Origin of the sequence: Thiothrix lacustris DSM 21227 (assembly GCF_000621325.1) — a bacterium.
Taxonomy (GTDB): domain Bacteria; phylum Pseudomonadota; class Gammaproteobacteria; order Thiotrichales; family Thiotrichaceae; genus Thiothrix; species Thiothrix lacustris.
Map to the genome: position 1 here is coordinate 16,737 of NZ_JHYQ01000022.1, position 24,421 is coordinate 41,157.

The following is a 24,421-nucleotide window of genomic DNA, read 5'->3' on the forward strand; positions in this document are numbered from 1 at the left end:
CCAAGAACGCCCTGTCAACCTCTTGTTCCTCCCCTGATAAGGGGAGGTTAGGAGGGGTTTCTTCATGAACGTCTCTGCTTGGTCGATCCGCAACCCTGTTCCCGCGATTCTGCTGTTCGCGCTACTGACCTTCTTGGGCATTGGCGGCTTCAAGTCACTGGGTATCCAGCAATTCCCGGATATTGAATTGCCCATTATCACGGTCAGCATGGCGTTGGAGGGTGCATCCCCTACGCAATTGGAAACCGAGGTGGCGCGTAAGGTGGAAAATGCCGTCGCCAGTTTGAGCGGCATCAAGCACATTTACGCCAACCTCACCGACGGCATGGCAGTGGTCAGCGTCGAATTCACCATCGACAAAGACAACGAGGTCGCGCAAAACGAAGTGCGTAACGCGGTTGATACCGTCCGCGCTACCTTGCCTGCCGCCATGACTGACCCGGTGGTATCCAAAATCAGCACCACTGGCAGCCCTATCCTGACCGTGACGGTTGCTTCCGACAAGCTGGACGAGCAAGGCTTGTCATGGTTTGTGGACAATGAAGTCACCAAGGAATTGCTGGCCACCAAAGGCGTCGGGCGGGTATCACGACTCGGCGGCGTTGACCGCGAAGTACAGGTCAACCTCGACCCCACCCGTATGAGCGGTTTGGGCGTTACCGCCAGCGATATTTCCCGGCAATTGCTGCAAGTGCAACAGGATGCCTCCGGCGGGCGCGGCGATGTGGGCGGCAATATCCAGTCGATCCGCACCCTTGCTGCGGTGCAAACGGCGGATGAAATCGCTACGCTCGACATTCCCCTCTCCGATGGACGACAGGTGCGCCTTAACCAGATTGCGCAAATCAACGACACTGCCGCCGAACGTTCCACCTATGCCTTGCTGGATGGCAAACCTGTCATCGGCTTTCAAGTCACCCGCACTAAGGGCGCAAGCGAAGTGGCGGTTGCAGCGGCGGCTCGTGCCACCATCGAACAACTCAAAACCGCTTACCCGCAAGTCACTTTTGAAGAAGCCTTCGACACCGTGACCCCGGTGCAGGAAAACTACGACGGTTCAATGCTCTTGCTGTATGAAGGTGCTGCCCTCGCGATTCTGGTGGTTTTCATTTTCCTGCGTGACTGGCGGGCAACGTTGGTGTCGGCGGCGGCGCTGCCGCTGGCCATCATCCCCACCTTTGCGGTGATGCACTATTTCGGCTATTCCCTCAACCTGCTGACCTTGCTGGCAATGGCGCTGGTAGTCGGGGTTTTGGTCGATGACGCGATTGTAGAAGTGGAAAACATCGAACGCCACTTGCGCATGGGCAAAACGCCTTATCAAGCTGCGATGGAAGCCGCCGACGAAATCGGCCTCGCGGTCATTGCCACCACGTTTACGCTGATTGCGGTGTTTCTGCCGACCGCTTTCATGGGCGGGATACCGGGGAAATTTTTTGAACCGTTCGGGATTACCGCTGCGGTGGCGATCTTCTTCTCGCTGGTGGTGGCGCGGTTGCTCACGCCAATGATGGCGGCTTACATCATGAAAGCGCACCCCCAGCCCAACGCTGAAGATGGCTTCATTATGCGCCACTACCTGCGGCTGGCACGCTGGTGTTTACGCCATCGCCTGATCACGCTGGTAGCCGCGCTTGGCTTGTTTGTAGCATCGCTGGCGATTGTACCCCTGTTGCCGACTGGCTTTATCCCGGCCGATGACGGGGTGCAAACCGCCGCCAAACTCGAATTGCAACCGGGCAGCAACCTCGATGAAACCTACGCCGTCGCAGAGCAAGCCCGCCATTTGCTGGCAGACGTGCCGGAAATTACCCGCGTATTTACCACAGTCGGCTATTTCAGTGGCGACGGTGGCCCATTTGCGATGGGGGCAAGTGCCGACGTGCGCAAAGCCACCCTGAGCATGGTGCTGAAAAACCGCCACGAACGCAGCCGCAAGCAAGGTGCTATCGAAGCTGACATCCGCCAACGCCTGCAAGCCTTGCCGGGCGCACGGGTAACAGTCGGGCTAGGCGGCGAAAAGATGCAAATTGTTCTGGCCAGCGATGATGCGCAAGCCTTGAAAACAGCGTCCAATGCCGTCACCCGCGACTTGCGCACCCTGAAGGGTATCGGCAATTTGTCGTCCAGTTCCAGCTTGCAACGCCCGGAAATCCAGATTATCCCCAACTATGCGCGGGCGGCGAATGCGGGCATTACCGCGCAAGCCTTGTCCAGCACCATCCAGATGGCCACCAGCGGGGATTTTTCCGCGCAATTGCCCAAGCTGAACTTGCCACAACGCCAGATTCCGATCCGGGTACGGCTGGATAAATCCTTCCGCGAAGATTTGGATCAAATCCGCCAGATCAAGATTCCTGGCAGCAAAGGCATGGTCAACCTTGCCAATGTCGCCGAGGTGCGCATGGGCAGCGGCGCAGCGCAAATCGACCGTTTCGACCGCAAGCAAAACGTGACACTGGATGTGGAACTCAACGGGCGCAGCTTGGGCGAGGTGATCGCCGAAGCGGATAAGTTACCCTCGCTGCAAAACCTGCCCGCTGGGGTTAAACGCCAGAATATCGGCGATGCGGAAACCATGGGGGAATTGTTCGGCAGTTTCGGTACGGCAATGCTGATCGGGATCATCTGTATTTACATTGTGCTGGTGTTGTTGCTGCATGACTTCCTGCAACCTGTAACGATTCTGGCGGCACTGCCGTTGTCGCTAGGCGGGGCATTACTGGCCTTGCTGGTCACGGGCAATAGCCTGTCGATGCCATCGGTGATTGGCTTATTGATGTTGATGGGGATTGTGACCAAGAACTCGATCCTGCTGGTGGATTACGCCATGCTGGGGCTGCACGAACACGGGCTGGGGCGCTTTGATGCACTGGTGGATGCTTGCCACAAACGCGCAAGGCCAATTGTGATGACCACGATTGCAATGGGCGCGGGGATGATGCCGACCGCGCTGGGGTTGGGCGCTGACCCCAGCTTCCGTGCGCCGATGGCGATTGTGCTGATTGGCGGGCTGATTGCGTCGACCTTGCTAAGTTTGTTGGTCGTGCCAGTGGTGTTTACGTTTGTGGATGATGTGCTGAAAGGGATTCGGCGGCTGTTTGGGATGGCGAAGACGGCGTAGGGCTGTATCGCCAAAGCAACTACTCGACAACTGCCATATCATTCATATCCATATCTGCAAAGTTGTTGATTTTAACCGTTCCATCTGGGAAACGCGCCACAATGTCCAGTTGCCCACCCATCGCTTCAATATGGCTGCGCAGGGTTGAAATGTACATATCCGTGCGCCGTTCCAGTTTCGCAATGGCAGGTTGCTGTACGTGCAGGATGTCAGCCAAAGCTTTTTGTGACAAGCCACGGGCACGGCGTAATTCATCCAGTGGCATTTCTGCCAGCATGACATGCAGTTTCGCTTTAGCCTGAGCCTGTGCTTCAGGGGACATTTTGGCTGTCAGTTCAGAAAATTTCTTAGCCATTGAGCAAGCCCTCCTTGCGTAGTTCTTCCAGATGTTCGTCATACAGGCGGTCGGCTATCGGCACATGCACTTCATACCAACGCTTGTCACCCGTTTTGTCTCCGCCAATCAACAAAATGGCACAACGCCGGGGATCAAATGCGTACAAGGTGCGAAAAGGCCGCCCACCATGCTGCGTCCTTAATTCACGCATATGAGAATGCTTTGAGCCATTGATGCCGCTACTGTGCGGGAATGGCAAACCTGCCCCGAACATTTCCAGCAAATCAACCGATGCCTTGATCGAAACCTGTTCTTCTGCGGTCAGACTATCCCACCATTCCCCGAATTCATCGGTGTACTCAACTACCCACGTCATAGCACCTCAAACACAAAACATTCCTTGAATGGAATATTCAGAAGATTACAGCATTCCATTCAGTGCTTCAATATTTAAACCGACGGCTGGTACAGCAAGGCTGGCGGGACGTTCGCCGTAGCTACCAGCCCCGCCTGCAACATCCCTGCCTATCTATTTGGCCTCAGCATCCTTACCGGGCGCTGGAAAGAAGGTCATGGACACCCCAGCGCACACTCCCGCTGACCGTAGGCAGACGGACTCTGGCGAATGGAGTCTGATACTCCAAGGGCGGACTGGATGCACGCAAAACACGCAAACCGACATTGTTGTTACGGTTGTCTGTGTTGTTCCTGTTGCGGGCGGAAGGGCGCGAGAACACCGTATTGGTGTTCCACGAACCGCCCCGCGAGACACGACGCGCTAATGCCTTCTTCCCCATCAGAAAAATTTGGCATCGTTCAGCATCGCCGTTGTCACCGCGCTGACATCCAGCCCTGTCGGCAGCAAATACCGCTCACACAGCCGCTGGCGATACAACGTGCCGAGTAGTTTGAGTGCATCCAGCGTTTCCTCGCGCCGCCCAAAGAACAAGTTGGCATGTTCCGGCTGAAACGCACTCAGACCAAGGAACGGGCAGCCCGTGAAAGTATTGCTGTCATCCAGCAGTTCGGTTTTGTCACGGATAGCATTGATGAGCTTTTCCGGCACGGCCTCCCCTGCCTGCCAGTGCTGAACCTGAAACAGGCTCAAAAAAGGTGGCAGGTTGTGCAAGTCACCTTCCGGCAACAGAATGGGGAAAATCGGCAGGCGCAAAGCATCATCATGCGGGGAAAGGTTGCGACCCAAGGCATACTGCACTTCCGCTCCCACCCAACGCCTTACCCCTTCGCGCCCGTAGAGCAGCACGAAGGCGGAACAGCCTTACAGTGCGGTTTGCAGCCGCTCCATCCAGTTGTCGCCAGCACGAATATCATCTTCATCGCGGAAGACTTTAAACCCGGCTTTTACCAGCTCGGTACGCAAAGCCACTGCCGCTTCCAGATTGGTGCGGCTATAACTGAGGAAGATTTGTGCGGTCGGCGGGATTACACTCATGCTTTCCCTCTACTTCTTCCCCATCCGCGCCTTCAAATCCGCAAACGGGTTGTGGGTCGCTGCGGCTGGCCCTTTCGTACCTGCTGAACCACCATGTTCCGCTTCGATCTGCTTTTGGTGTTCGTTGTCGTGGCAATACAGGCACAGCAATTCCCAATTACTGCCATCCTTCGGGTTATTGTCGTGGTTGTGGTCGCGGTGGTGCACGGTCAATTCACGCAAGTTGGCATGGCTGAATTCGCGGGCGCAACGCCCACAAATCCACGGGTACAGTTTCAAGGCTTGTTCGCGGTAGCCTTTGGCGCGTTCATCCGCGTTTTTGCGGGCATTCAGGACAATTTTGGCGTGATCTGGATTCATGGTTTTCCCCTAACAATGATGATGGGTTTATTGTATACGATTTTGGCGCTGAAACTCGACAACTGACCGCGAGTCATTTACACTCGTTACAAACAACTGACCAGCAGTCATTTATATGCAAATCCGTGCCACCAACCCCGAAGACAAGGAACAGCGCCGCGAAGCGATCCTTGATGCTGCCGAACAACTTTGGCTTTCACAGCCTGAGCGCACCTCCAATGTAGCAGAAATTGCCAGCGCGGCGGGGCTTGCCAAAGGCACAGTTTACCTGTATTTCCGCAGCAAGGAAGAGTTGTTCCTCGGCATTCACGAGCGCCATGTCGGCACGTTTTTCCAGCGGATGACACAACGCGCCCTACAAGACAAACCGATGTCGTTGGACAGCATGTTCAATATCAACCGTCAGTTTCTGATGGATACACCCGCTTTCCTGCCACTCGCGACACTCTGTCACGGCTTACTGGAGCGGCAAATACCACTGGAAATCGCTTACGCGTTTGAAGAACGCACCTACACCCATCTGAACCAAGTAGTCACCGCGCTGCAACGCCATTTTCCGCAAGCAAACCAGCCCTTGATGATGCAAAGCTACGCCCTGATGCTGGGCTTATGGCAATTACTGCGCCCTACCCCATTGAAAGAGCTCATGAAAGAGCGTTCATTACTATCCACTTGCAACAATGACTACCTCGACATGCTGGAAGCAGCCCTGCACGCCCTGTGGCGCGGCTCACTCACCTCAAAGGACTGACTGCAATGAAAAAAATCATTCCACTCCTGCTGTTACTCACACTAGGCGCGTGTAAAGAACCCGAAATACCGGCAACCGTGATCCGCCCCGCGCAAGTCTGGACAATCAGCGACCAAGCCACTACCCGCAATGGCGTCACCTATTCCGGCGAAACCAAAGCACGCGAGGAAGCCGACCTTGCCTTCCGCGTGAGTGGCAAAGTCATTACCCGCAAGGTTGACCCCGGTGATAGCGTCAAAGCCGGGCAAGTGCTCGCCAGCCTCGACACCACCGATTTAAACCTCAATATCAACACCGCCCGCGCCAGCCTCGCCGCTGCGGAAGCCGATTTCACCCAAGCCAAAACCGAGCTAGCACGGGTCAGCACATTGCGCCGCAAGCAATTCATCGGGCAAGCCTCACTGGATAGCGCCCAAGCCGCGCATGATGCCGCTGCCGCCAAAGTTGCCTCTGCCAAAGCCCAGCTCAAACTGAGCGGCAATCAAGCAAGCTATACCGAACTCCGCGCCGAGCAACCCGGCATCATTACCCAAGTTAATATTGAAGCGGGGCAAGTCATCGCCGCCGGAACCCCCGCCGCCCACATTGCTTACGCAGGCGAACGCGACATCCATATCCGTGTGGGCGAAGCCACCGCCCAAACCCTGCAAACCGGCGCACTGACCGACATCAAACTCTGGTCACAACCCGACACCGTATTTCAGGGCAAGGTACGTGAAATTTCCCCCGCCACCGACACCACCCGTAGCTTTCTGGTCAAAATAAGTTTGCTCAACCCGCCAGCCGATTTACGCTTGGGGGTCACGGCAGATGTCAGTCTGGCCAGCACGACCACCGAAGCCAGCCACTGGCTGCCCGCCTCCGCCCTGTTCCAGCAAGGCCAGCAAACCGCTGTGTGGGTGGTGAATGCTGATCAGCAAGTGCAATTACTTCCCATCAAAGTGCTCGCTTACCACGAAAGCGGCGTCACCGTGACTGGCCTGCAACCGGGTACAAAAGTGATTGCTGCCGGTGTCCACAAACTCAGCGCTGGGCAAGTCATCAACCCCGTCCCCTATGACGGCACGGACGCTGAGCGTAGCCGAAGCGAGGCTGGTGCATGAAAGGTTTTAATCTGTCCGAATGGGCATTACGCCACCGCAATTTCGTGCTGTATTTGATGATCCTGACGCTAGGCTTGGGTATTTTCGGCTACAGCAAGCTGGGGCAATCGGAAGACCCGCCGTTTACCTTCAAGGTCATGCTGGTGCAAGCCTACTGGCCGGGGGCAACTGCCGAAGAAATGGAAACACAAGTCACTGAGCGCGTGGAAAAAACCATTATCGAAACGGCCTATGTTGACGTGGTGCGTAGCTTTTCACGCCCCGGTGAAGCCAATATTTTCGTGATTGCCAAAGACAATGCCCCCTCAAGCGCCATGGCAGGCATGTTTTACGACATCCGCAAACGGGTCGGCGACATGAGCAGCACCCTGCCACAAGGGGTGATCGGCCCCGTATTCAACGACGAATTCGGGGAAACTTACGGCAATGTGTTCGCCCTGACAGGTGACGGTTTTAACTTTGCGCAATTGCGTGATACAGCCGACAACATCCGCAAGGAGCTGTTGCTGGTTAAGGATGTTGCCAAAATACTCAGCATTGGCGAACAAAGCGAACGTGTCACTATCGAGCTTTCCAACAGCAAGCTGGCAAACCTTGGCTTCAGCGTGCAGCAACTGGTCGATGTCTTGCAGGCACAAAACGGCATCGCCGCTGTGGGCGCTTACAACACCGCATCTGACCGTATTTACGTGCGCCCTGAAGGTGCTTTCAGCAATCTGGAAGATATCCGCAACCTGCCCATCAATATCGGCAACCGCACCCTGCGCTTGCGCGAAGTCGCGGAAGTCAAGCGTGGATACGCTGACCCAGCGCACTCCACCTTCCGTTATGAGGGAACCGAGGCGCTGGGCATTGGTGTTTCCATGCGCAAAGGCGGCGATATTATCGCGCTGGGCAAGTCACTGGATGAAGCCTTGGTGCGCATCGAAAGCCAACTGCCGGTTGGCATGGAATTACACCGCGTCAACGACCAACCTTCCGCCGTGAAACGTTCCGTGGGTGAATTCCTGCAAGTGGTGTTTGAAGCCATCATCATCGTGTTGGCGGTGAGTTTCATCAGCTTGGGGATGCGGGCAGGCACGGTGGTGGCACTTTCCATTCCGCTGGTGTTGGCAGGCACGTTTTTCGCCATGCATTTGTTTGATATTGGCCTGCACAAAATCTCACTGGGTTCGCTGGTGCTGGCGTTGGGGCTACTGGTGGATGACGCGATCATTGCCATTGAAATGATGGTGGTGAAAATGGAAGAAGGCTGGGACAGGGTAAAAGCCGCCAGTTTTGCCTACACCACCACCGCGATTCCAATGCTAACCGGCACGCTCGTCACCGCCGCAGGCTTTTTACCGATTGCCACCGCTCAATCGTCGGTCGGGGAATTTACCCGCTCGATCTTTCAGGTCGTCACCATTGCACTGGTGATTTCGTGGTTTGCGGCAGTCATTGTCATCCCATATCTGGGGTTTAAGTTGTTGCCGGATCATGTGCCACACGACCCCACGGTGAAAAAAACAGGCGCTATTTCACGCCTGCTAAAACCCTTTCTAGATTTCCAGCATCATCTGGCGGAAGGCTTTTACCGCTGGTTTCGGGGTCTGATCAAAGCCTGCGTGGGCTATCCGCTAACGGTGATTTTCTTGACGATTGCCACCTTCGCCGGGTCACTGTTCATGTTTCAGTTTGTGCAGCAACAGTTCTTCCCGGACTCCACTCGGATGGAATTGATTGTTGACCTGAAACTGCCGGAAGGCTCTTCCCTGCAAGCCACCCAAACCGAAGTGGACAAGCTGGAACAGTACCTGAATACCCAAAAAGAACACCTTGAGAATTTTGTGGCGTATGTAGGCAACGGTTCACCACGTTTCTACCTGCCGCTGGATCAGCAATTGCCTGCCGCGAGCTTTGCGCAATTCGTGATTACCACCAACAGCATTGCTGACCGTGAAGCCTTACGCAGCAAGTTAATTACACTACTGGATACCAACCCCGATTTCAGTCTGGCACGCGGGCGCGTGATCCGCCTCGAAAATGGCCCGCCGGTTGGCTACCCGGTACAATTCCGCGTGTCGGGTGATGACTTGTGGCAACTGCGCGAACTGGCTGAGCAAGTGGCAACGGTGATGCGAGGCAATCCACATCTGGTCAACGTGCATCTGGACTGGAACGAACGCAGCAAAGCCATCAGCCTTAAATTGGATACCGCCAAAGCCATCAGCCTCGGCGTAACCCAATCGGCCTTGTCACAGTTGTTACAAAGCACCCTGAGCGGCACACCGATTGGCGAATTCCGCGAACAGGATCAAACCATCCCCATTTTGTTACGCGGCGTGGCAGGCGAACGTGACATGCTGTCACGCCTTGCCGGTTTGAATGTGCCGACTTCAACGGGCAAAACTGTGCCGTTGTCGCAACTGGCGAAAATCGACTACGAGCAGGAAGAAGGTATTCTCTGGCATCGCAACCGTACCCGAACCATCACGGTGCGCGGGGATATTTACAGCAAAATTCAAGCCCCCACCGTAACGACGGAAGTCGAATCACGGCTCGGTGACATTCGCACCAAACTGCCGTTAGGCTACAAGCTCGAAACAGGCGGAGCCGTCGAGGAGAGCGCCAAAGGCAACGAATCCATCGGTGCAGGTTTCCCGCTGTTCATTGTGGTGGTGTTGACCTTGTTGATGATCCAGCTCCAGAGTTTCCAGCGGGTCATCATGGTAGTACTAACTGCACCGTTTGGCCTGATCGGGGTCACGCTATTCCTGCTGCTGTTTGACCGCCCCTTTGGGTTCGTGGCTATGTTGGGGACGATTGCACTATCGGGCATGATTATGCGCAACTCGGTGATTCTGGTAGACCAAATTGAACGTAATATTACTGAAGGGCATATCCCACGCGAAGCCGTGATCGAAGCAGCGGTACGGCGTTTCCGTCCGATCATGCTAACGGCGTTAGCGGCTATTCTCGCCATGATTCCCTTGTCGAAAAGCGTGTTTTTTGGACCGATGGCGGTGGCGATTATGGGGGGGTTACTGGTGGCAACACTGCTGACGCTGTTATTTTTGCCAGCAGTGTATACGGTATGGTTTAAAATGACACAAGGCCGCCAAGCCTTTAGCGGAGAAACTCAAGCCAACGGGTAAAGGTCATCGCAGGGCAAGGCTGCTAGACAATCCTGCAACTTGCGCCCATCCGGGAACACCCGATGCGGCGCAAGATCGGCCAGCGGCAGCAACACAAAAGAACGTTCAGCGATACCCGGATGCGGTACGTGTAAAGCAGGTGTGGTGATCACTGCATCGCCGTATAACAGCAAATCCAGATCAAGCGTTCGCGCACCCCAACGTAAACCAGCATCACGTACCCGCCCATGCGCCCGTTCCACCACAAACAGGGTTTCCAGCAAGGCATGGGCAGACAGATCGGTGTGGACGCAAGCGACGGCATTCACATAATCCGGCTGGTCTTGCGGCCCCATCGGTTTGCTGGTGAAAAAGCGCGACACGCCACGCAATTCCACCCCATCAGCCGTAGCAAGTTGCGCAATGGCAGAATGCAGATTGGCGACAGAATCGCCCAGATTACTGCCCAAGCCGATATAACAAATCACAGCCTTCATTCCGCAGACGGTGGTGGCGCGGCTTTGCTACTGCCCGTGCTTTTCTTGCGTTTTTTACGGCGGCGCAGGCTACCTTTTTTATCGGCAGAATCCTTACACAGCACTTCGCGCTCTTCATGCGTGGCAAACTGGAAGGTCGTCCACCATTCAGCGTCTTCCTTCACTGGCTCGCCTGCTTCGGCACGCAAACACAGGAAGTCATAAGCCGCACGGAAACGCACATTCCCCACCAACGCCGAAGCACGACGCAAATCACGGTAGCGAAAACGCGCCTGCAACGCCCAGATTTCGCGGGTAATATTGCTGAAACGGCGCGGTACAGCGGTGAAATCGACTTGATCACGCAAAGCATCCGTAGCCGCTTCATTCAGTGCTTGGAGTTCCGGCGCTCCCTCGGTCTGTAAGGCCAGTGCCGCCAAGTTCACCTTGTGCCACAACAGCACGGCGTACAAGAACCCCGGCATGACTGATTTACCTTCACGCAAACGCTGATCGGTATTGCCTAACGATAATTCCACCATGCGCTCGAAATTACCGCTGCTGTCTTCCTCAATGCTCTCGGCCGTCAACGGCAGCAAGTGTTGCAACATATCGTATTCGCGCAGCAGACGGAACGTATTCAAGCCATCGCCGCTGTGCAATAACTTGATGATTTCGTCGAACAAACGCGCCGACGACACCCCTTCCAGCAAAATCGCTAGCGAAGTCATCGGCTCACGCGTGCCTTCCTCGATCGCAAACCCTAATTTGGCAGCAAAGCGGATAGCGCGAAGCAAACGCACAGGGTCTTCGCGGAAACGCATTTCCGGGTCGCCAATCAAGCGTACTTGGCCGTTACTCAAATCTTCCAAACCACCCACAAAATCCAGCAACTCACCACTAATCGGGTTGTAAAACAACGCATTGATGGTGAAATCACGCCGCCACACATCTTCATCGAGTGTGCCATAAACGTTATCGTGGATAATGCGGCCTTCGTCATTGACCTTGCCACCATCCTCGCTACTGTCATCATGCGGGGCACGGAACGTGGCGACTTCCAGATAATCGCGCCCGTAATAAATATGCGCCAAGCGGAAACGTCGCCCGATCAAACGGCAGGAATTAAACAATCGGCGAATTTCTTCCGGGCGGGCGCTGGTAGCAATATCAAAATCTTTCGGGGTAATCCCCAATAACAAATCGCGCACACAACCGCCCACTAAATAGGCTTCGTAACCTGCTTTTTGCAAGCGGCGAATCACATCTTTGGCGCGACCACAGACTTTCTCAGGGGGTATATGATGCACGGCGGAAGGTACGTGCACAGCGGCGTCCTCGTGATTTAACATCTCGATTGACCTTGCAAATTCCGTTTTACACACACTATTGTTGAAACTCCAGCCACAAAAGTGGCAATAATACTACTAGCAGGCATGAATACCTATCCTATTGACGACTTTTTTACAACATCTCAAAACAAGGTTTTTGCCATGACCATGGCGTCTTCACGCCCAAACTCGGTTGGATAATAGCCTTTACGGATACCAACTTCGTTAAAACCTGTGTTCAAATACAAACGAATAGCAGAAAAATTGGACTGACGTACTTCCAGAAAACAGGTTTCTGCTTTGGCAGTCCGCGCAATACGCTCCAACGTTTTCAAAAAACGGCTACCCAAACCTTGGCCTTGGCATTCGGGGGCAATACATATATTCAGCAAATGCATTTCATCCAGCACGAACATCATCATGGCATACCCTTGCAACTGCCCGTCCTGCTCATAGACCCAGCCAGAATGACCATGCTTGAGGCAGTCCAGAAAAATCGCCGCTGTCCACGGGAACGGGTAAGCACGGGCTTCCAATGCCATGACAGCCGCCACATCCTCTGCTGTCATCGGGCGTAATGGTAGAAAATCAGCATCAGTGCGGTGTTGAGGCATATTGACTAAAAACTTCACGAGCAAATAATAAATCCTGCCACGCCTTGCGTTTGTCAGCAGGCTGACGCAACAGGTAAGCAGGGTGATAAGTCACAACAACTGGCTTACCACTCAAGGGAGCAAGATGTTGCTTGAGGCGTAAACGCGCTAGCGGCTCAGTCGTCTGCAACAGGTTTTGGGCAGCAATGCGGCCTACCACCAAAATCAGCGATGGGTTCACTAATTCAATCTGGCGCTCCAAATACCCTCGGCAATTGGCAGCCTCATCTGGCTTCGGATCGCGATTATTGGGCGGTCGGCATTTAAGGACATTAGCGATGTAAACCGTTTCACGGGGCATCCCAATCGCCAACAGCATATTGTTGAGCAACTGCCCAGCCTTGCCGACGAAAGGCTCGCCTTGGCGGTCTTCTTCCGCACCGGGGGCTTCACCAATTACCATCCAAGGTGCTTGCTGATTACCCGCACCGAACACGGTCTGGGTACGGGTTTTGCTGATGTCGCAACGGGCACAGGATTGGACGGCGGTGCGGAGTTGCTGCCAGTCCATGTAGGAACAGTCGAAAGAAACGGGTATTGGCGAGGGAGGAGGCCGTTTTATGTCAGGGACAACCTCCTGCACCTCCCCCACCTCTTCCTGCACCCTACTATCTTTTGGCATCCACACCGGGATTCCCATTGCCTGCATGTAGCGATTGCGTACCTGCGCATCCACCCGTGCTTACACTCCCTGATGGTGCTGCGGATGTTCGCGCAGTGACTGACCGGCGAGCTTGTTCCACGCATCCACATAGGCTTTGGCGGAGGCAATCACGATGTCGGTATCCGCCCCGTGCCCGTGGATAATGCGCCCACCCTTTTCCAGCCGTACCGTTACTTCGCCCTGCGCATCTGTGCCGCTGGTGATATTGTTGACGGAATACAATGCAAGGCTGGCGCTTTCGCCGACGATGCTTTCGATCGCTTTATAGACCGCATCGACTGGCCCGCCACCAATAGCCGTCGCAGTATGTTCTGTGTCGTGAACTTTCAGGGTCACGCGGGCTTCTGGTGCTTCGCCCGTGGTTGAGCAGACATGTAAGGAAATCAGTTCATAGGCCACCTCATCCTCGGCCGAACGGGTATCCATCATCAATACCATCAGGTCTTCGTCGAAGATGTCGTGCTTACGGTCTGCCAAGTCCTTGAAGCGTGAAAAGGCGGCGTTAAGTTCTTCTTCGGACTTCAACTCGATATTGAGTTCCTGCAAGCGGGTCTTGAAGGCGTTACGACCGGAATGCTTGCCGAGCACGATCTTGTTGTCGCTCCAGCCCACATCTTGCGCACGCATGATTTCGTAGGTTTCGCGGTGTTTCAACACGCCATCCTGATGAATGCCGGATTCGTGGGCAAACGCATTCGCGCCAACAATGGCCTTGTTCGGCTGCACTGGGAAGCCGGTAACGCTAGAAACCAGCCGTGAGGTTGGCACAATGTGGGTAGCGTCGATACGGGTTTCGACTGGGAATACGTCAGGGCGCACCCGAATCGCCATCACCACTTCTTCGAGAGAGGCATTACCGGCACGTTCGCCCAAACCGTTGATAGTGCATTCGACCTGGCGTGCGCCTTGCATCACCGCCGCCAAGGAATTGCCTACCGCCAAACCCAGGTCGTTGTGGCAATGCACCGAGAAAATGGCTTGGTCAGCATTCGGAATGGTAGCAATCAAACGTCCGACCATATCGCCAAATACGGATGGAATCTGGTAGCCAACCGTGTCGGGAATATTGATGGTACGCGCCCCGGCAGCAATCGCTGCTTCGATCACCCGACACAGGAAATCGAACTCGGAACGCCCGGCATCTTCGCAGGAAAATTCCACATCATCGGTGTAATTCCGCGCCCGTTTCACCGCAAACACCGCTTGTTCGACCACCTGATCCGGCGTCATACGCAGCTTGTTCTGCATGTGGATCGGAGAGGTGGCGATGAACGTGTGGATACGCCCGGAATTGGCGGGCTTGATCGCTTCTGCCGCCCGGTCAATGTCTTTTTCCAAGGCACGAGCAAGGCCACAGACAGTGCTGTCTTTGACAAGACGAGCAATCGCTCTAACTGACTCGAAGTCGCCGACACTGGCAATAGGGAAGCCACCTTCGATGACATCCACCCGCATTTTTTCCAGCATCAAGGCAATGCGAATTTTTTCTTCCTGCGTCATGGATGCGCCGGGGCTTTGCTCGCCATCACGCAAGGTAGTATCAAAAATGATTAAACGGTCTTTAGACATAATTCCTACTCCAAAACACGGCTGCCTACTATTTATTTAGCAACCGATAACAACCTAAAAGTGGGGTGTAATAATAGCGCGTGTTGCCCCATTGGGCGTAAAAATTTCATCAGCACTCAAACGTCCGTACCTTTCTTACGGCGCTGAAACTTGCGATAACGACGCCAAGCCCACCACAAAGGCCCTGACAACGCATACGACAAAAACACGCCAAACAACACCTTAGGCGGATCAATCGTAGTTAATGCAAAAACCAGCAATACCACCAGTACGGCGACAAATGGCACACGATTACGCAGATCAACATCTTTGAAGCTATAGAAACTGAAATTACTAACCATCAACAATCCCACGCCCAAGGTTAGGATTAAGGCAGGAATTTGAACATTGCCACCATTCACTTCTAAATCGTGGAACACCCACACCATCCCCACCATCACAGCGGCGGCAGCGGGGCTTGGCAAACCCACAAAAAAGCGCTTATCTACTTTACCTATCTGTGTATTGAAACGTGCTAAGCGCAATGCCGCACATGCTACGTACACAAACGCAACCAACCACCCAGCTTTACCCCAGGCCACGCCCGCAGATTGCAAATGCACCAAAGCCCATTGATACATCACCAAACCCGGTGCAACACCAAAGGAAATCAAGTCAGCTAAACTATCGTATTGCGCCCCAAACTCGGTTTGGGTATTGGTCATACGGGCAACTCGCCCATCCAAACCATCCAGAATCATAGCGATAAAGACCGCCACTGCCGCCGCCTCAAACTTACCTTGCATAGCAGCGACTACAGCATAGAAGCCAGCAAACATAGCCCCGGTAGTGAGTAGATTAGGCAATAGGTAAATACCCTTGCTCGGAAGAGCTTTGTGTTCTGATTGTTGATTTTCCACTTATATTATTCCCGTTTACCACTGTAAGTGCATAGTAGCCAGCATTACACAAAAGTGAAATGTGTTTCTGCTGAACGACTCTCCAACCTAAAAGCAATACCCAAGCCCATTCAGCTTTTCAACAGCACGCCAATCATAATAGCCAATCCCCTATACTAATGTGAATAAACGTGTACAATCAGAAACCTAGGATATATACACCCCGCAGTGTTTTGATTTAAATCAAAAAACATGACATTTTAAGAGATCCCGCCAGCATGAAAACAGTTCCGTTACAAAGTGCAAAAAAATCAGCAGTTTCCTGCCACAATTGTAGCTTGAGTGAACTTTGCCTACCTCGTGGATTAAACCGTGAAGAGTTGGATCTGCTGGAAAGCTCCATCAACAAAACAATAAAAATCAAGAAGAAGGATTACCTTTTTCATCGTGGTGACAATCAAAAAGCCATTTTTGCTATCAAAGCAGGTGCTATCAAAACTTCCCTTTCCACCCCAGATGGTGAGGAGCAAATTCTTGGTTTCTACCTGCCCGGCGACCTACTGGGATTTGATGCCTTTGCCCGCGACCGCCATACCTGCGATGCGCAAGCACTCGACGATACGCTAGTATGTGAATTGAGCATGGATAACTTTCAAGAGTTATGCGGCAAGCTCCCTATTATGCGTGGGCAAATGATGCGCCAGATCGGCACAGAAATTGAACGCGAACAAATGCTACTGCTAACATTAGGGCAGATGCGCACCGAAGAACGTCTCGCCACATTCTTATCCAGCCTGTCAGAACGCAACAAAGATCGCGGCTTCTCGCAAGCAGAATTCAACCTGCCGATGGCACGCCATGACCTTGCCAACTACCTCGGCATGGCTGTTGAAACCCTCAGCCGCATGTTCTCCCGCTTGCAAGAAGAAAAAATCATCGCGGTACAACATCGCCTCGTCAAAATCGAAGACATGGGTCGCCTCAAACAACTAGCACATCACACCTGCCGTCCAGCGAGTGATGTGCTTTAACATCCTGACGCACGAATTTAAATGACTCGTGAAAAACGTTGTTGCACACCCTGTTTGCGCAGACTGACATCAAACACCATACAAATATTGCGGATCAGGAAACGTCCGCTCGGTGTGACATCCAGCCCTGTATCCGTAAACTTTAACAAATCATCGCCTATCATCGCCTCTAACATTGCCAGTTCACGCTCAAAATAACGCGCAAACGTCAAATCAAACAAGCGCTCAACCTGCGTGAAATCCAGTGTAAAATGGCAAGCCAGTTGCTGAATGATATAGCGCCGCAGCACATCATCATCATCCAGTGTCAGACCCTTCACTACTGGAAAATGCCCAGCATCAATAGCTGCATAATAATCGTCCAGGTTCTTAGCATTCTGGCTATATGATTCCGCCACACTGCTGATCGAACTCACCCCCAGCGCCACCAAATCGCAATCCGCATGAGTGGTATAACCTTGGAAATTACGGTGCAAGGTGCCGTTACGCTGGGCAATTGCCAACTCATCATCCGGCTTGGCGAAATGATCCATACCAATGTATTCATAACCGGCTGACGTCAGGTGCTCCACCGCCAGTTGCATGATTTGCAGCTTGGTTTCGGGGGAAGGCAAGTCAACCTCGTTAATCCGCCGTTGCGGCTTGAACAGGTTCGGCATATGCGCATAATTGAATACCGAAATACGGTCTGGCGACAGCGTAATAATCGTATCCAGCGTCTCGCGGAAGCTTTCAACACTCTGGAAAGGCAAGCCGTAAATCAAATCCACGCTGATGGATTTCGCCCCCTGCGCCCGGCAAGCTTCAATAATCGCCAAGGTCTGCTCAATCGGCTGGATACGGTTAACCGCCGCCTGCACCCGCTCATTCACATCCTGCACGCCCAAACTAAAGCGGTTAAAACCGATTTCACGCAACACCCCAATGGTTTCCGGTGTCACCGAACGCGGGTCAATCTCGATGGAATAATCGCCCTCATCGGTGATATGCAGGGAAAAATGCTCGCGGGTCTTTTCCATCAACGCCCGCATTTCATCGTGATTGAGGAAGGTCGGTGTGCCCCCACCCCAATGCAACTGCTCCACGGTACGATCACGGTCATACAATTTCGCCTGCATCTCGATTTCACGGAACAGGTATTCCAGATATGTCACGGACTTGCTGTGGTCTTTGGTGACCACCTTGTTGCAAGCACAGTAGAAGCAAACCGTATCGCAAAACGGGATATGAAAATACAGTGACAAAGGTAATGGAATCGGGTCTTCGTTACTCATATAAGCATGTGCCTTATACTCGTCTTCAGTAAAAGGCCCGAATGCAACAGCCGTTGGATAAGACGTATAACGCGGCCCTGCCGTATCATAACGACGGATCAACTCAGCATCGAACTGTACTGTACTCATACCAACCTCTTTATCTGCCCAACATCAAGCAATATGCATAAATGCCGTATCCCACCACTAATTACAAGAGATTGAAACAAAACAGTAAACTTAATTGACTTGTATCAAGAAACCGGAAGCGAGCACATTGTAAACCCTATAGAAAACAGGTGTAATGACTCTCGAAGGTTACTGAGATCGATGTTTGTTACCTCCTCTGCCTCAGTGATCTTCAACGCTCTACATACCCTAAAGCACTTGGCTCTCCTCTTTGGAGAGCCTTCTTTTGTTAAAAATAGCATTTTCGAGCAAAAAATAAACATGGACTTTTTGATTAAAAAAAAGTATTTTTAACGTTAAGAAAAAACAATACAAAAAAACAACTAATTAAGTAGAGAAGGAAAAAATCATGCAGGGCCTGATAGTTTTGTTACCAACGTTAGTTTTTGCCATCTTTGCAGCAGCCTTAGTATGGTTTGAGACGCATTACAGATCACGCAGCCAAAACAATGTAAACAATCAATCTACGCAAACGGATTCTATTTCCAATAAATAACAGAAATCATAGACATAAGAGCAACTATTGTACTAGGCTATACCAATATTAATCACGGGTATGGTCGTGTTAAGAATCCTTTTGGTTTTTCTTATCTGTACACTCGGCGTAAACGCTAACGCTGATACACTCAAATTACCTGTATTTCCAGGAGCAGAAGGCTTTGGCATGTACACCAGTGGTGGACGTGCGGGTATTGTTTGTAAAGTAACCAATCTAAACGATAGCGGGTCAGGCAGCTTACGAGACTGTACGGATAACCCAAAATCACGCATCATCATCTTTACCATAGGTGGTGTTATTCGTCTTGAAAGCAACCTGACAATCAGCCACCCTTACATGTCCATCTTTGGGCAAACTGCCCCCGGCGATGGCATTGTCATTACTGGCAAGCCAGCCATTAAGCAAGCGTTAGTGACTATTGCCACTCATGATATTTCTATACAACACCTGCGCTTTCGAACTAGCTTGGGGGGTGAACCTGAATGTTGCAGCTATCCACTCACCATTGCATCCTCAGACAATCATGACCAGCTTACCAATATCATCTTAGACCACTGCTCCTTTTCAGGAGGAACAACAGGCATCATTGCCTGCCTAAACAATACCGACAACATCACCATCAGCCACAGCATTATTGGCCCAGGTCTCCAACACGATACAGAAAAAGATATCGACCATAATCAAGGGGTAGTGTTCAGCTCTCCCGGCATACATTCCCTTAGCCTGCACCATAATCTCATCATCCACAGTCAAGGCAATAATCCCAGCATCAACACTGGCGCTGGTGTTGTGGACATCGTCAATAACCTCATTTACAACTGGGGGAAAAATGGCACAGACATCACCAGTAAACATGGCAACATTCAAGCTAATCTCGTTCACAATCTTTACATTATGGGCAAAGATTCTTCGCGAGATGCACCTGAATTAACCGCTCGAAATGCAAATAAACATTATCAGATTTTTCCTGAAGAAAACCTCAGCATCCGTGACCCAGAACAACCGGAACCACTTCCCATCAATTTCAGCTTATTAGGCTGGCCCACACCTGATTGGGAAGCCAATAAACGATTTCCTGCACCGGGCATTACCACTTTCAAATCCCCCACTTTACTGGAAAAAGTACTACCGACAGTCGGCGCAATACTGCCAAGTCGAGATGCTACCGACCGCCATGCGATTGAGGATGTCAAAACACAACAAGGCACCATTCCACCCTGTCCTACGCCACCAGAATGCCCTGTTAATTCAGCATTTCCCAGTGCTTACGCCAACGGCTCACCAGAACCCGATAAAGATGATGATGGCATACCCGATGCGTGGGAGCAGGCAAACACACTGAATCCAGACAAACCTGATGCCACAGAAGACCGTAATGTGAATGGCTATACCAATATCGAAGAGTGGATATTTAGCCTGACACCCACCACAACATTAGCTCAACACGCTCAGAAAACAAAAGCTGCTAACTAACACAGCAAACTTAACACTTATCTGACAAATGCTCTTCTCCATCCAGCTCCTCCTTCCGACGTTCCCCAATATATAACAGCATCGACTGTAATCAGTGGCAAAAAACGTCACGTTTAAACAGTGGCGGGTATAGGGGATCTATTTAATGATGGAAAATAAAACCAAAAAAATCTGTGTGGTACACATTATCACGGGTCTTGATGCAGATGAATCAGCACTCATGCTATATAAACTATTAGCGCATATTGATCGCAGTCAATTCGAGCCAGTCGTTATTTCACTTGATGGTGAAGCGGATCTGAGCAACCGTATTAGAGCGCATGGCATTACAGTCTATTCACTGGATATGAGCAACAATCTAACGGTTGGCTGGCAAATTTTCAAACTAGCTCACTTACTGCGCTCCATCAAGCCCGACATCATTCAAGGTTGGATGTACCATGGAAACCTAGCGACCTCACTCGCCAACCTATCATTGGGAAATCGCTATCCCCTAATATGGACTGTACATAATACTCTATACAATATTCGTCAAAAATCACGAACGACTCGCTGGATTATTGAGTTGACCACAAAACGTTCCAATACAGCTACGCGTATTCTTTACAATACTGAACTCAACGCATCACAACACATCAGCATTGGCTATGATGACCAACACACCCAAATCATACCCAATGGTTTTGATACCCAGCTATTCTCACCCAATGCCTATCGTCGGAGTAATAGCCGTCAAATGCTAGGGATACCAGAAGATGCGATTGTCATCGGCATGTTTACTCATGATTTCTCTTTAAACGACCATACGCTATTTCTAGAAGCCACGCATTTACTACTGCAACACCATAAAAATGTGCATTTCCTACTTGTTGGACAAGACCTCACACCAGAACACCCCTCGATTATTTCCTTGTTAAAACGCTCCCCCATGCCACAAAACATACATCTACTAGGGGAACGCAAAGACACTCACAGCCTAATGAATACATTGGATATTTTCTCATTAATATCCTCTAGTGCGGACGGCTTTCCCAATAGCGTCATCGAAGCGATGGCGTGCGGTATCCCTTGTATAACCACCGATATTATCGATCTACCGCATATCACTGGCCATACCGGACAAACCCTGCAAACATCTGACACCACACCATCCGCGCTAGCCTTTATCTGGCTGGAGTGGATTAATGCAGGTGAAGCTTGGCGCAAAGAAATGGGCTTAAGAGGCATGGCGTATATTCAGCAACATTACAATATCCGTCAGATCACAGACCAATACCAAGCGACATACAAGGAGTTAGTCAATCATGGGCGGACTAACGGGTTTCTACTCCCTTTCCAACAAACGCAATTCAGCCGACATGCTGAAAAATGTACGCAGAATGACAGCAAGTCTTGTACACAGGGGAGCAGATAACGCCAGCATATGGCTAGATCGGGAAGCAGGCATTGCACTGGGAAACCAAACGCTTAATCCCACAGGCCATGCCCCTCATAGTTCCCATCCCATGACAACCCTAGCAGGGCGCTATGCCATCGCACTTGACGGTGAAATTTACAATCAAGCAGCATTGCGGCAACGCCTCACCCTTGAAGGACATAGTGACTGGCAAAGCACCTCAACCATCGAAACACTGCTCATTGCCTTTGCTTGCTGGGGCATTCGTCGCACACTACAAGCCTGCAATGGTTCATTCGCCATTGCTTTATGGGACAGCAAAACACGCAGCCTGACCTTAATACGTGACCGTATGGGTGAAAAACCCCTGTACTACGGCTGGATGAAAAACACGTTTTTGTTCGGCTCAGCATTAAAAGCTTTAAAAATGCACCCAGCATGGAATGCGACCATCAATCGTGACGCTATCGCCAACCAATTACGCCTGAGTTACATTCCTACACCCCTGACCATTTATCACAATATTTACAAGCTTGAACCAGGTCATCTATTACAGATAACGGCGAATAGTTCTTCTAGCAACCCCATCACGGCAACAGCATGGTGGTCATTGGAAAAACAAGTCGCACAAACCAAACAAGCACATTTCCCCCAACACCTCTTTTGGCACACACACAAGCAAACGGATATATTGGAGAACTTGCTCAATAACATCATACGTCGGCATATGCATACCGATGCAACTATGGGCAGCTTCCTATCAGGTGGAGTAGGCTCCTCATTGATAACAGCCCTAATGCAAAAGCAATCCAGACAACCCCTGAGAACTTTCCATATCACCTATGAAGGTATCGAAAATCACAAAACCTCTCAGGCACGTGCCATTGCTGAATATCTCGGAACCGAGCACAGTGAATTTCATGCCACACCGATGGATATACAGGATAGTATTGGCTTACTTCCCACCTTGTTTGATGAACCATTCTCGGATATAGAACAGATTCCAGCTTTACTCATGGCACAGCTAGCTAGAACTAACGTAGATGTCTGCCTATCAGGATCTGGCGCAAATACACTCTTTGGTGGCTATCACCGCTACCACTACGCTCAACAACTCTGGCAACGCTTAACACACCTGCCCCGCTTTTTACACAACACGGTTACAATCACCTTGCCGTACACTAACACGAGCTACTCAGCAAAAATGCTCAATGTACGCTCGCCTGAGGATATTTACCGACATCTCCTTTCACACGGAAAAATATCGGAAGATTTAGTGCTAGGCGTCAACTCGACTCAAAACTTTCTTCCCACCACTATACCCAAACGACTCAGTTTCACCGAACGCATGATGTACATGGATGCACTAGGTTATCTACCTGACAATAGCCTAACTAAAATGGATCGCACCAGTATGGGGATCGGTCTTGAAACACGCTCACCGTTTCTTGATAAACGCATGGTTGAATTTGCATGGCAATTGCCAGTACACATGAAAATTCGTCATGGTAAGGGTGCGTGGCTATTACGCCAAGCATTGGAACGCCATATCCCCCGGCACTTGAGTAAGTCTCTTAAACAACCTTCCTCTCCGCCACCATTAGGTGATTGGCTACGAACGCATCTACGTGATTGGGCAGAAGCATTGTTAGACCCTTCACGCTTACGCCAAGAAGGTTTTTTTGATCCCACTCCCATTCGTGAAAAATGGCGGCAACATTTATCAGGAAGCCATAACTGGCAATATTACTTGTGGGATCTATTAATGTTCCAAACCTGGCATGAGCACCAAAGTCCTATTAAGCGAACAATCGCCGCTTAATCAAATAGATTAACCACCTTCCATGAAAAAGTTTTCATCGAACATTTCAATAAAACGCTTAGCCTGTGGTGTAAAAAACTTGCCACGTCGTGCAATCAAGCCATAACTGCGCGAAGGAAAATAATCACCCAGTGGAATTGCCACAATCTTCTCATGACCCGTCAGGCATACCTCCGTGACAATCGACACCCCTAACCCCATTTCCACATAACGTTTAACGATTTCCCAGCCACCTGCTTCCATCGCAACCGAATAAGGCACTTCATGCTGACGGAATACCGTATCCACCATCCGCCATGTACTCATGTTACGGGGTGGCAGAATCAAGCCATAAGGCCCTATATCCTCCAACTTGATTTTTCGCTTTAATTTAGCCAGCGGATGTTTTTCGGGTGTAATCAAAATCGAGCCAAACGATGCAAATGGCTTATAGACGATCGTATCAGGGATATGCAGCAAGGGACCCACCGCCAAATCCACCTGATCGTCCAGTAGCTTTTTCATACCACTCTGGCCTTCTACATTATGTAGATTAATGCGAATCCCTGGATAAGCCTCGCAGAAACGCTCCAAGTAACGGGGTAATACATACAAAGCAGTAGATTGGCCAACAGCTATATTTAACTCACCCTGTTCCATTTTGCCAAGGCTTGCCGCAAACGTTTCCTTGAGAGAATCAATACCCGCTGCAATTGGCTGAACAAGTTGGTAAAGTACTTTACCTTCTGGCGTCAACCTCACACTAGGCCCACGCCGCTCTAACAACTGCTCACCCATTTCCCTCTCAAGAGCTTGAATTTGAAGGGAAACAGTCGGCTGACTAATATGTAATTGTTCTGCTGCATGGGTAATATTTTCTTTCTGTGCCACCACACAAAAAGTCCGCAGTAACTTGTAACGTGTTTGTTTGTAGTAGTGCATTGCCAACGTTTTTATCCTCCTT

22 protein-coding genes are annotated in these 24,421 nt (G+C 51.3%); 8 read left to right on the plus strand and 14 right to left on the minus strand.

Annotated elements, in window-relative coordinates; all coding sequences use genetic code 11:
• The first annotated feature begins 64 nt into the window (after positions 1–64).
• The gene (locus Q394_RS0111545) at positions 65–3,124 is read left to right on the plus strand and encodes an efflux RND transporter permease subunit (protein WP_028489422.1); all 3,060 of its coding nucleotides are present in this window, start codon (positions 65–67) and stop codon (positions 3,122–3,124) included.
• A 19-nt stretch (positions 3,125–3,143) separates the two neighbouring features.
• Here Q394_RS0111545 and Q394_RS0111550 read toward each other — a convergent pair whose 3' ends face one another.
• The 6 genes from Q394_RS0111550 to Q394_RS0111570 all read right to left on the minus strand — a co-directional run bounded on the left by Q394_RS0111550 (position 3,144) and on the right by Q394_RS0111570 (position 5,274).
• On the minus strand, positions 3,144–3,479 hold the full coding sequence (locus tag Q394_RS0111550; RefSeq protein WP_028489423.1) for an XRE family transcriptional regulator: 336 nt from the start codon (positions 3,477–3,479) through the stop codon (positions 3,144–3,146).
• Entirely contained in the window at positions 3,472–3,837 is a 366-nt protein-coding gene (locus Q394_RS0111555) for a type II toxin-antitoxin system RelE/ParE family toxin (protein WP_028489424.1), read from the minus strand. The genes Q394_RS0111550 and Q394_RS0111555 overlap by 8 nt, the downstream gene beginning before the upstream one ends.
• Positions 3,838–4,009: 172 nt before the next feature.
• Positions 4,010–4,258 carry an SUMF1/EgtB/PvdO family nonheme iron enzyme gene (locus Q394_RS23085; protein WP_425426753.1) on the minus strand — a complete coding sequence of 83 codons (249 nt, stop codon included), beginning with the start codon at positions 4,256–4,258 and terminating at the stop codon, positions 4,010–4,012.
• Complete coding sequence (locus tag Q394_RS0111560; protein WP_156946846.1) at positions 4,258–4,725, minus strand: hypothetical protein; 468 nt, start codon at positions 4,723–4,725, stop codon at positions 4,258–4,260. The genes Q394_RS23085 and Q394_RS0111560 overlap by 1 nt, the downstream gene beginning before the upstream one ends.
• Positions 4,726–4,740: 15 nt before the next feature.
• Positions 4,741–4,914 (minus strand): toll/interleukin-1 receptor domain-containing protein, encoded by a 174-nt coding sequence (locus Q394_RS21955; protein ID WP_084260443.1) that lies wholly within the window; start codon positions 4,912–4,914, stop codon positions 4,741–4,743.
• Positions 4,915–4,923: 9 nt separating this feature from the next.
• The gene (locus Q394_RS0111570) at positions 4,924–5,274 is read right to left on the minus strand and encodes a YajD family HNH nuclease (protein WP_028489426.1); all 351 of its coding nucleotides are present in this window, start codon (positions 5,272–5,274) and stop codon (positions 4,924–4,926) included.
• Between the two features lie 115 nt (positions 5,275–5,389).
• On the opposite strand from Q394_RS0111570, the gene Q394_RS21515 reads away from it, so the two are divergent.
• The 3 genes from Q394_RS21515 to Q394_RS0111585 are packed head-to-tail and all read left to right on the plus strand — an operon-like array spanning position 5,390 to position 10,265.
• A complete protein-coding gene (locus Q394_RS21515; RefSeq protein ID WP_051543336.1) occupies positions 5,390–6,025 on the plus strand; it encodes a TetR/AcrR family transcriptional regulator in 636 nt (211 codons plus the stop codon).
• Positions 6,026–6,030: 5 nt separating this feature from the next.
• Positions 6,031–7,128 (plus strand): efflux RND transporter periplasmic adaptor subunit, encoded by a 1,098-nt coding sequence (locus tag Q394_RS20070; protein WP_051543339.1) that lies wholly within the window; start codon positions 6,031–6,033, stop codon positions 7,126–7,128.
• Positions 7,125–10,265 carry an efflux RND transporter permease subunit gene (locus Q394_RS0111585; protein WP_028489427.1) on the plus strand — a complete coding sequence of 1,047 codons (3,141 nt, stop codon included), beginning with the start codon at positions 7,125–7,127 and terminating at the stop codon, positions 10,263–10,265. Before Q394_RS20070 ends, Q394_RS0111585 begins: the two co-directional genes overlap by 4 nt.
• On the opposite strand, the gene folK is transcribed toward Q394_RS0111585, so the two are convergent.
• From folK to pssA, 6 genes are all read right to left on the minus strand, one after another.
• Entirely contained in the window at positions 10,250–10,741 is a 492-nt protein-coding gene (gene folK, locus Q394_RS0111590) for a 2-amino-4-hydroxy-6-hydroxymethyldihydropteridine diphosphokinase (RefSeq protein WP_028489428.1), read from the minus strand. The genes Q394_RS0111585 and folK overlap by 16 nt on opposite strands.
• Entirely contained in the window at positions 10,738–12,072 is a 1,335-nt protein-coding gene (gene pcnB, locus Q394_RS0111595; protein ID WP_051543340.1) for a polynucleotide adenylyltransferase PcnB, read from the minus strand. Before pcnB ends, folK begins: the two co-directional genes overlap by 4 nt.
• A gap of 122 nt (positions 12,073–12,194) precedes the next feature.
• A complete protein-coding gene (gene rimI / locus Q394_RS0111600) occupies positions 12,195–12,683 on the minus strand; it encodes a ribosomal protein S18-alanine N-acetyltransferase (RefSeq protein WP_245606784.1) in 489 nt (162 codons plus the stop codon).
• Positions 12,646–13,380 (minus strand): uracil-DNA glycosylase, encoded by a 735-nt coding sequence (locus tag Q394_RS0111605; RefSeq protein ID WP_028489431.1) that lies wholly within the window; start codon positions 13,378–13,380, stop codon positions 12,646–12,648. The genes rimI and Q394_RS0111605 overlap by 38 nt, the downstream gene beginning before the upstream one ends.
• Positions 13,381–13,386: 6 nt before the next feature.
• Complete coding sequence (locus tag Q394_RS0111610) at positions 13,387–14,937, minus strand: 2-isopropylmalate synthase (protein WP_028489432.1); 1,551 nt, start codon at positions 14,935–14,937, stop codon at positions 13,387–13,389.
• Positions 14,938–15,053: 116 nt separating this feature from the next.
• Positions 15,054–15,836 carry a CDP-diacylglycerol--serine O-phosphatidyltransferase gene (gene pssA / locus Q394_RS0111615; RefSeq protein ID WP_028489433.1) on the minus strand — a complete coding sequence of 261 codons (783 nt, stop codon included), beginning with the start codon at positions 15,834–15,836 and terminating at the stop codon, positions 15,054–15,056.
• 257 nt (positions 15,837–16,093) lie between these two features.
• Here pssA and fnr point away from each other — a divergent pair, with 257 nt between their 5' ends.
• Positions 16,094–16,846: a fumarate/nitrate reduction transcriptional regulator Fnr gene (gene fnr / locus Q394_RS20075; protein ID WP_038141341.1), complete on the plus strand. Its 753-nt coding sequence runs from the start codon at positions 16,094–16,096 to the stop codon at positions 16,844–16,846.
• Between the two features lie 17 nt (positions 16,847–16,863).
• Here the strand turns inward: fnr and hemN are convergent, their stop codons facing one another.
• The gene (hemN, locus tag Q394_RS0111625; protein WP_028489434.1) at positions 16,864–18,249 is read right to left on the minus strand and encodes an oxygen-independent coproporphyrinogen III oxidase; all 1,386 of its coding nucleotides are present in this window, start codon (positions 18,247–18,249) and stop codon (positions 16,864–16,866) included.
• 703 nt (positions 18,250–18,952) lie between these two features.
• On the opposite strand from hemN, the gene Q394_RS0111640 reads away from it, so the two are divergent.
• The 3 genes from Q394_RS0111640 (at position 18,953) to asnB (ending at position 23,478) form a co-directional block, all read left to right on the plus strand.
• On the plus strand, positions 18,953–20,260 hold the full coding sequence (locus Q394_RS0111640) for a hypothetical protein (RefSeq protein WP_028489435.1): 1,308 nt from the start codon (positions 18,953–18,955) through the stop codon (positions 20,258–20,260).
• A 145-nt stretch (positions 20,261–20,405) separates the two neighbouring features.
• Entirely contained in the window at positions 20,406–21,674 is a 1,269-nt protein-coding gene (locus Q394_RS22430) for a glycosyltransferase (RefSeq protein WP_038141343.1), read from the plus strand.
• The gene (gene asnB / locus Q394_RS0111645) at positions 21,619–23,478 is read left to right on the plus strand and encodes an asparagine synthase (glutamine-hydrolyzing) (protein WP_051543343.1); all 1,860 of its coding nucleotides are present in this window, start codon (positions 21,619–21,621) and stop codon (positions 23,476–23,478) included. The genes Q394_RS22430 and asnB overlap by 56 nt, the downstream gene beginning before the upstream one ends.
• Positions 23,479–23,487: 9 nt before the next feature.
• On the opposite strand, the gene Q394_RS0111650 is transcribed toward asnB, so the two are convergent.
• Entirely contained in the window at positions 23,488–24,399 is a 912-nt protein-coding gene (locus Q394_RS0111650) for a LysR family transcriptional regulator (protein ID WP_038141345.1), read from the minus strand.
• Between the last annotated feature and the right edge of the window lie 22 nt (positions 24,400–24,421).

Excerpts from the sequence above, each read along its gene's own strand:
- Q394_RS0111650 (WP_038141345.1), bottom strand. The coding sequence starts at position 24,399 with ATGCACTACTACAAACAAACACGTTACAAGTTACTGCGGACTTTTTGT.
- Q394_RS0111640 (WP_028489435.1), top strand. The coding sequence starts at position 18,953 with ATGTACACCAGTGGTGGACGTGCGGGTATTGTTTGTAAAGTAACCAAT.
- Q394_RS20070 (WP_051543339.1), top strand. The coding sequence starts at position 6,031 with ATGAAAAAAATCATTCCACTCCTGCTGTTACTCACACTAGGCGCGTGT.
- Q394_RS0111570 (WP_028489426.1), bottom strand. The coding sequence starts at position 5,274 with ATGAATCCAGATCACGCCAAAATTGTCCTGAATGCCCGCAAAAACGCG.
- Q394_RS21515 (WP_051543336.1), top strand. The coding sequence starts at position 5,390 with ATGCAAATCCGTGCCACCAACCCCGAAGACAAGGAACAGCGCCGCGAA.
- pcnB (WP_051543340.1), bottom strand. The coding sequence starts at position 12,072 with ATGTTAAATCACGAGGACGCCGCTGTGCACGTACCTTCCGCCGTGCAT.
- Q394_RS0111545 (WP_028489422.1), top strand. The coding sequence starts at position 65 with ATGAACGTCTCTGCTTGGTCGATCCGCAACCCTGTTCCCGCGATTCTG.
- folK (WP_028489428.1), bottom strand. The coding sequence starts at position 10,741 with ATGAAGGCTGTGATTTGTTATATCGGCTTGGGCAGTAATCTGGGCGAT.
- Q394_RS0111610 (WP_028489432.1), bottom strand. The coding sequence starts at position 14,937 with ATGTCTAAAGACCGTTTAATCATTTTTGATACTACCTTGCGTGATGGC.
- asnB (WP_051543343.1), top strand. The coding sequence starts at position 21,619 with ATGCTGAAAAATGTACGCAGAATGACAGCAAGTCTTGTACACAGGGGA.
- Q394_RS23085 (WP_425426753.1), bottom strand. The coding sequence starts at position 4,258 with ATGGGGAAGAAGGCATTAGCGCGTCGTGTCTCGCGGGGCGGTTCGTGG.
- Q394_RS21955 (WP_084260443.1), bottom strand. The coding sequence starts at position 4,914 with ATGAGTGTAATCCCGCCGACCGCACAAATCTTCCTCAGTTATAGCCGC.
- Q394_RS0111550 (WP_028489423.1), bottom strand. The coding sequence starts at position 3,479 with ATGGCTAAGAAATTTTCTGAACTGACAGCCAAAATGTCCCCTGAAGCA.
- Q394_RS22430 (WP_038141343.1), top strand. The coding sequence starts at position 20,406 with ATGATGGAAAATAAAACCAAAAAAATCTGTGTGGTACACATTATCACG.
- Q394_RS0111555 (WP_028489424.1), bottom strand. The coding sequence starts at position 3,837 with ATGACGTGGGTAGTTGAGTACACCGATGAATTCGGGGAATGGTGGGAT.
- fnr (WP_038141341.1), top strand. The coding sequence starts at position 16,094 with ATGAAAACAGTTCCGTTACAAAGTGCAAAAAAATCAGCAGTTTCCTGC.
- hemN (WP_028489434.1), bottom strand. The coding sequence starts at position 18,249 with ATGAGTACAGTACAGTTCGATGCTGAGTTGATCCGTCGTTATGATACG.
- Q394_RS0111585 (WP_028489427.1), top strand. The coding sequence starts at position 7,125 with ATGAAAGGTTTTAATCTGTCCGAATGGGCATTACGCCACCGCAATTTC.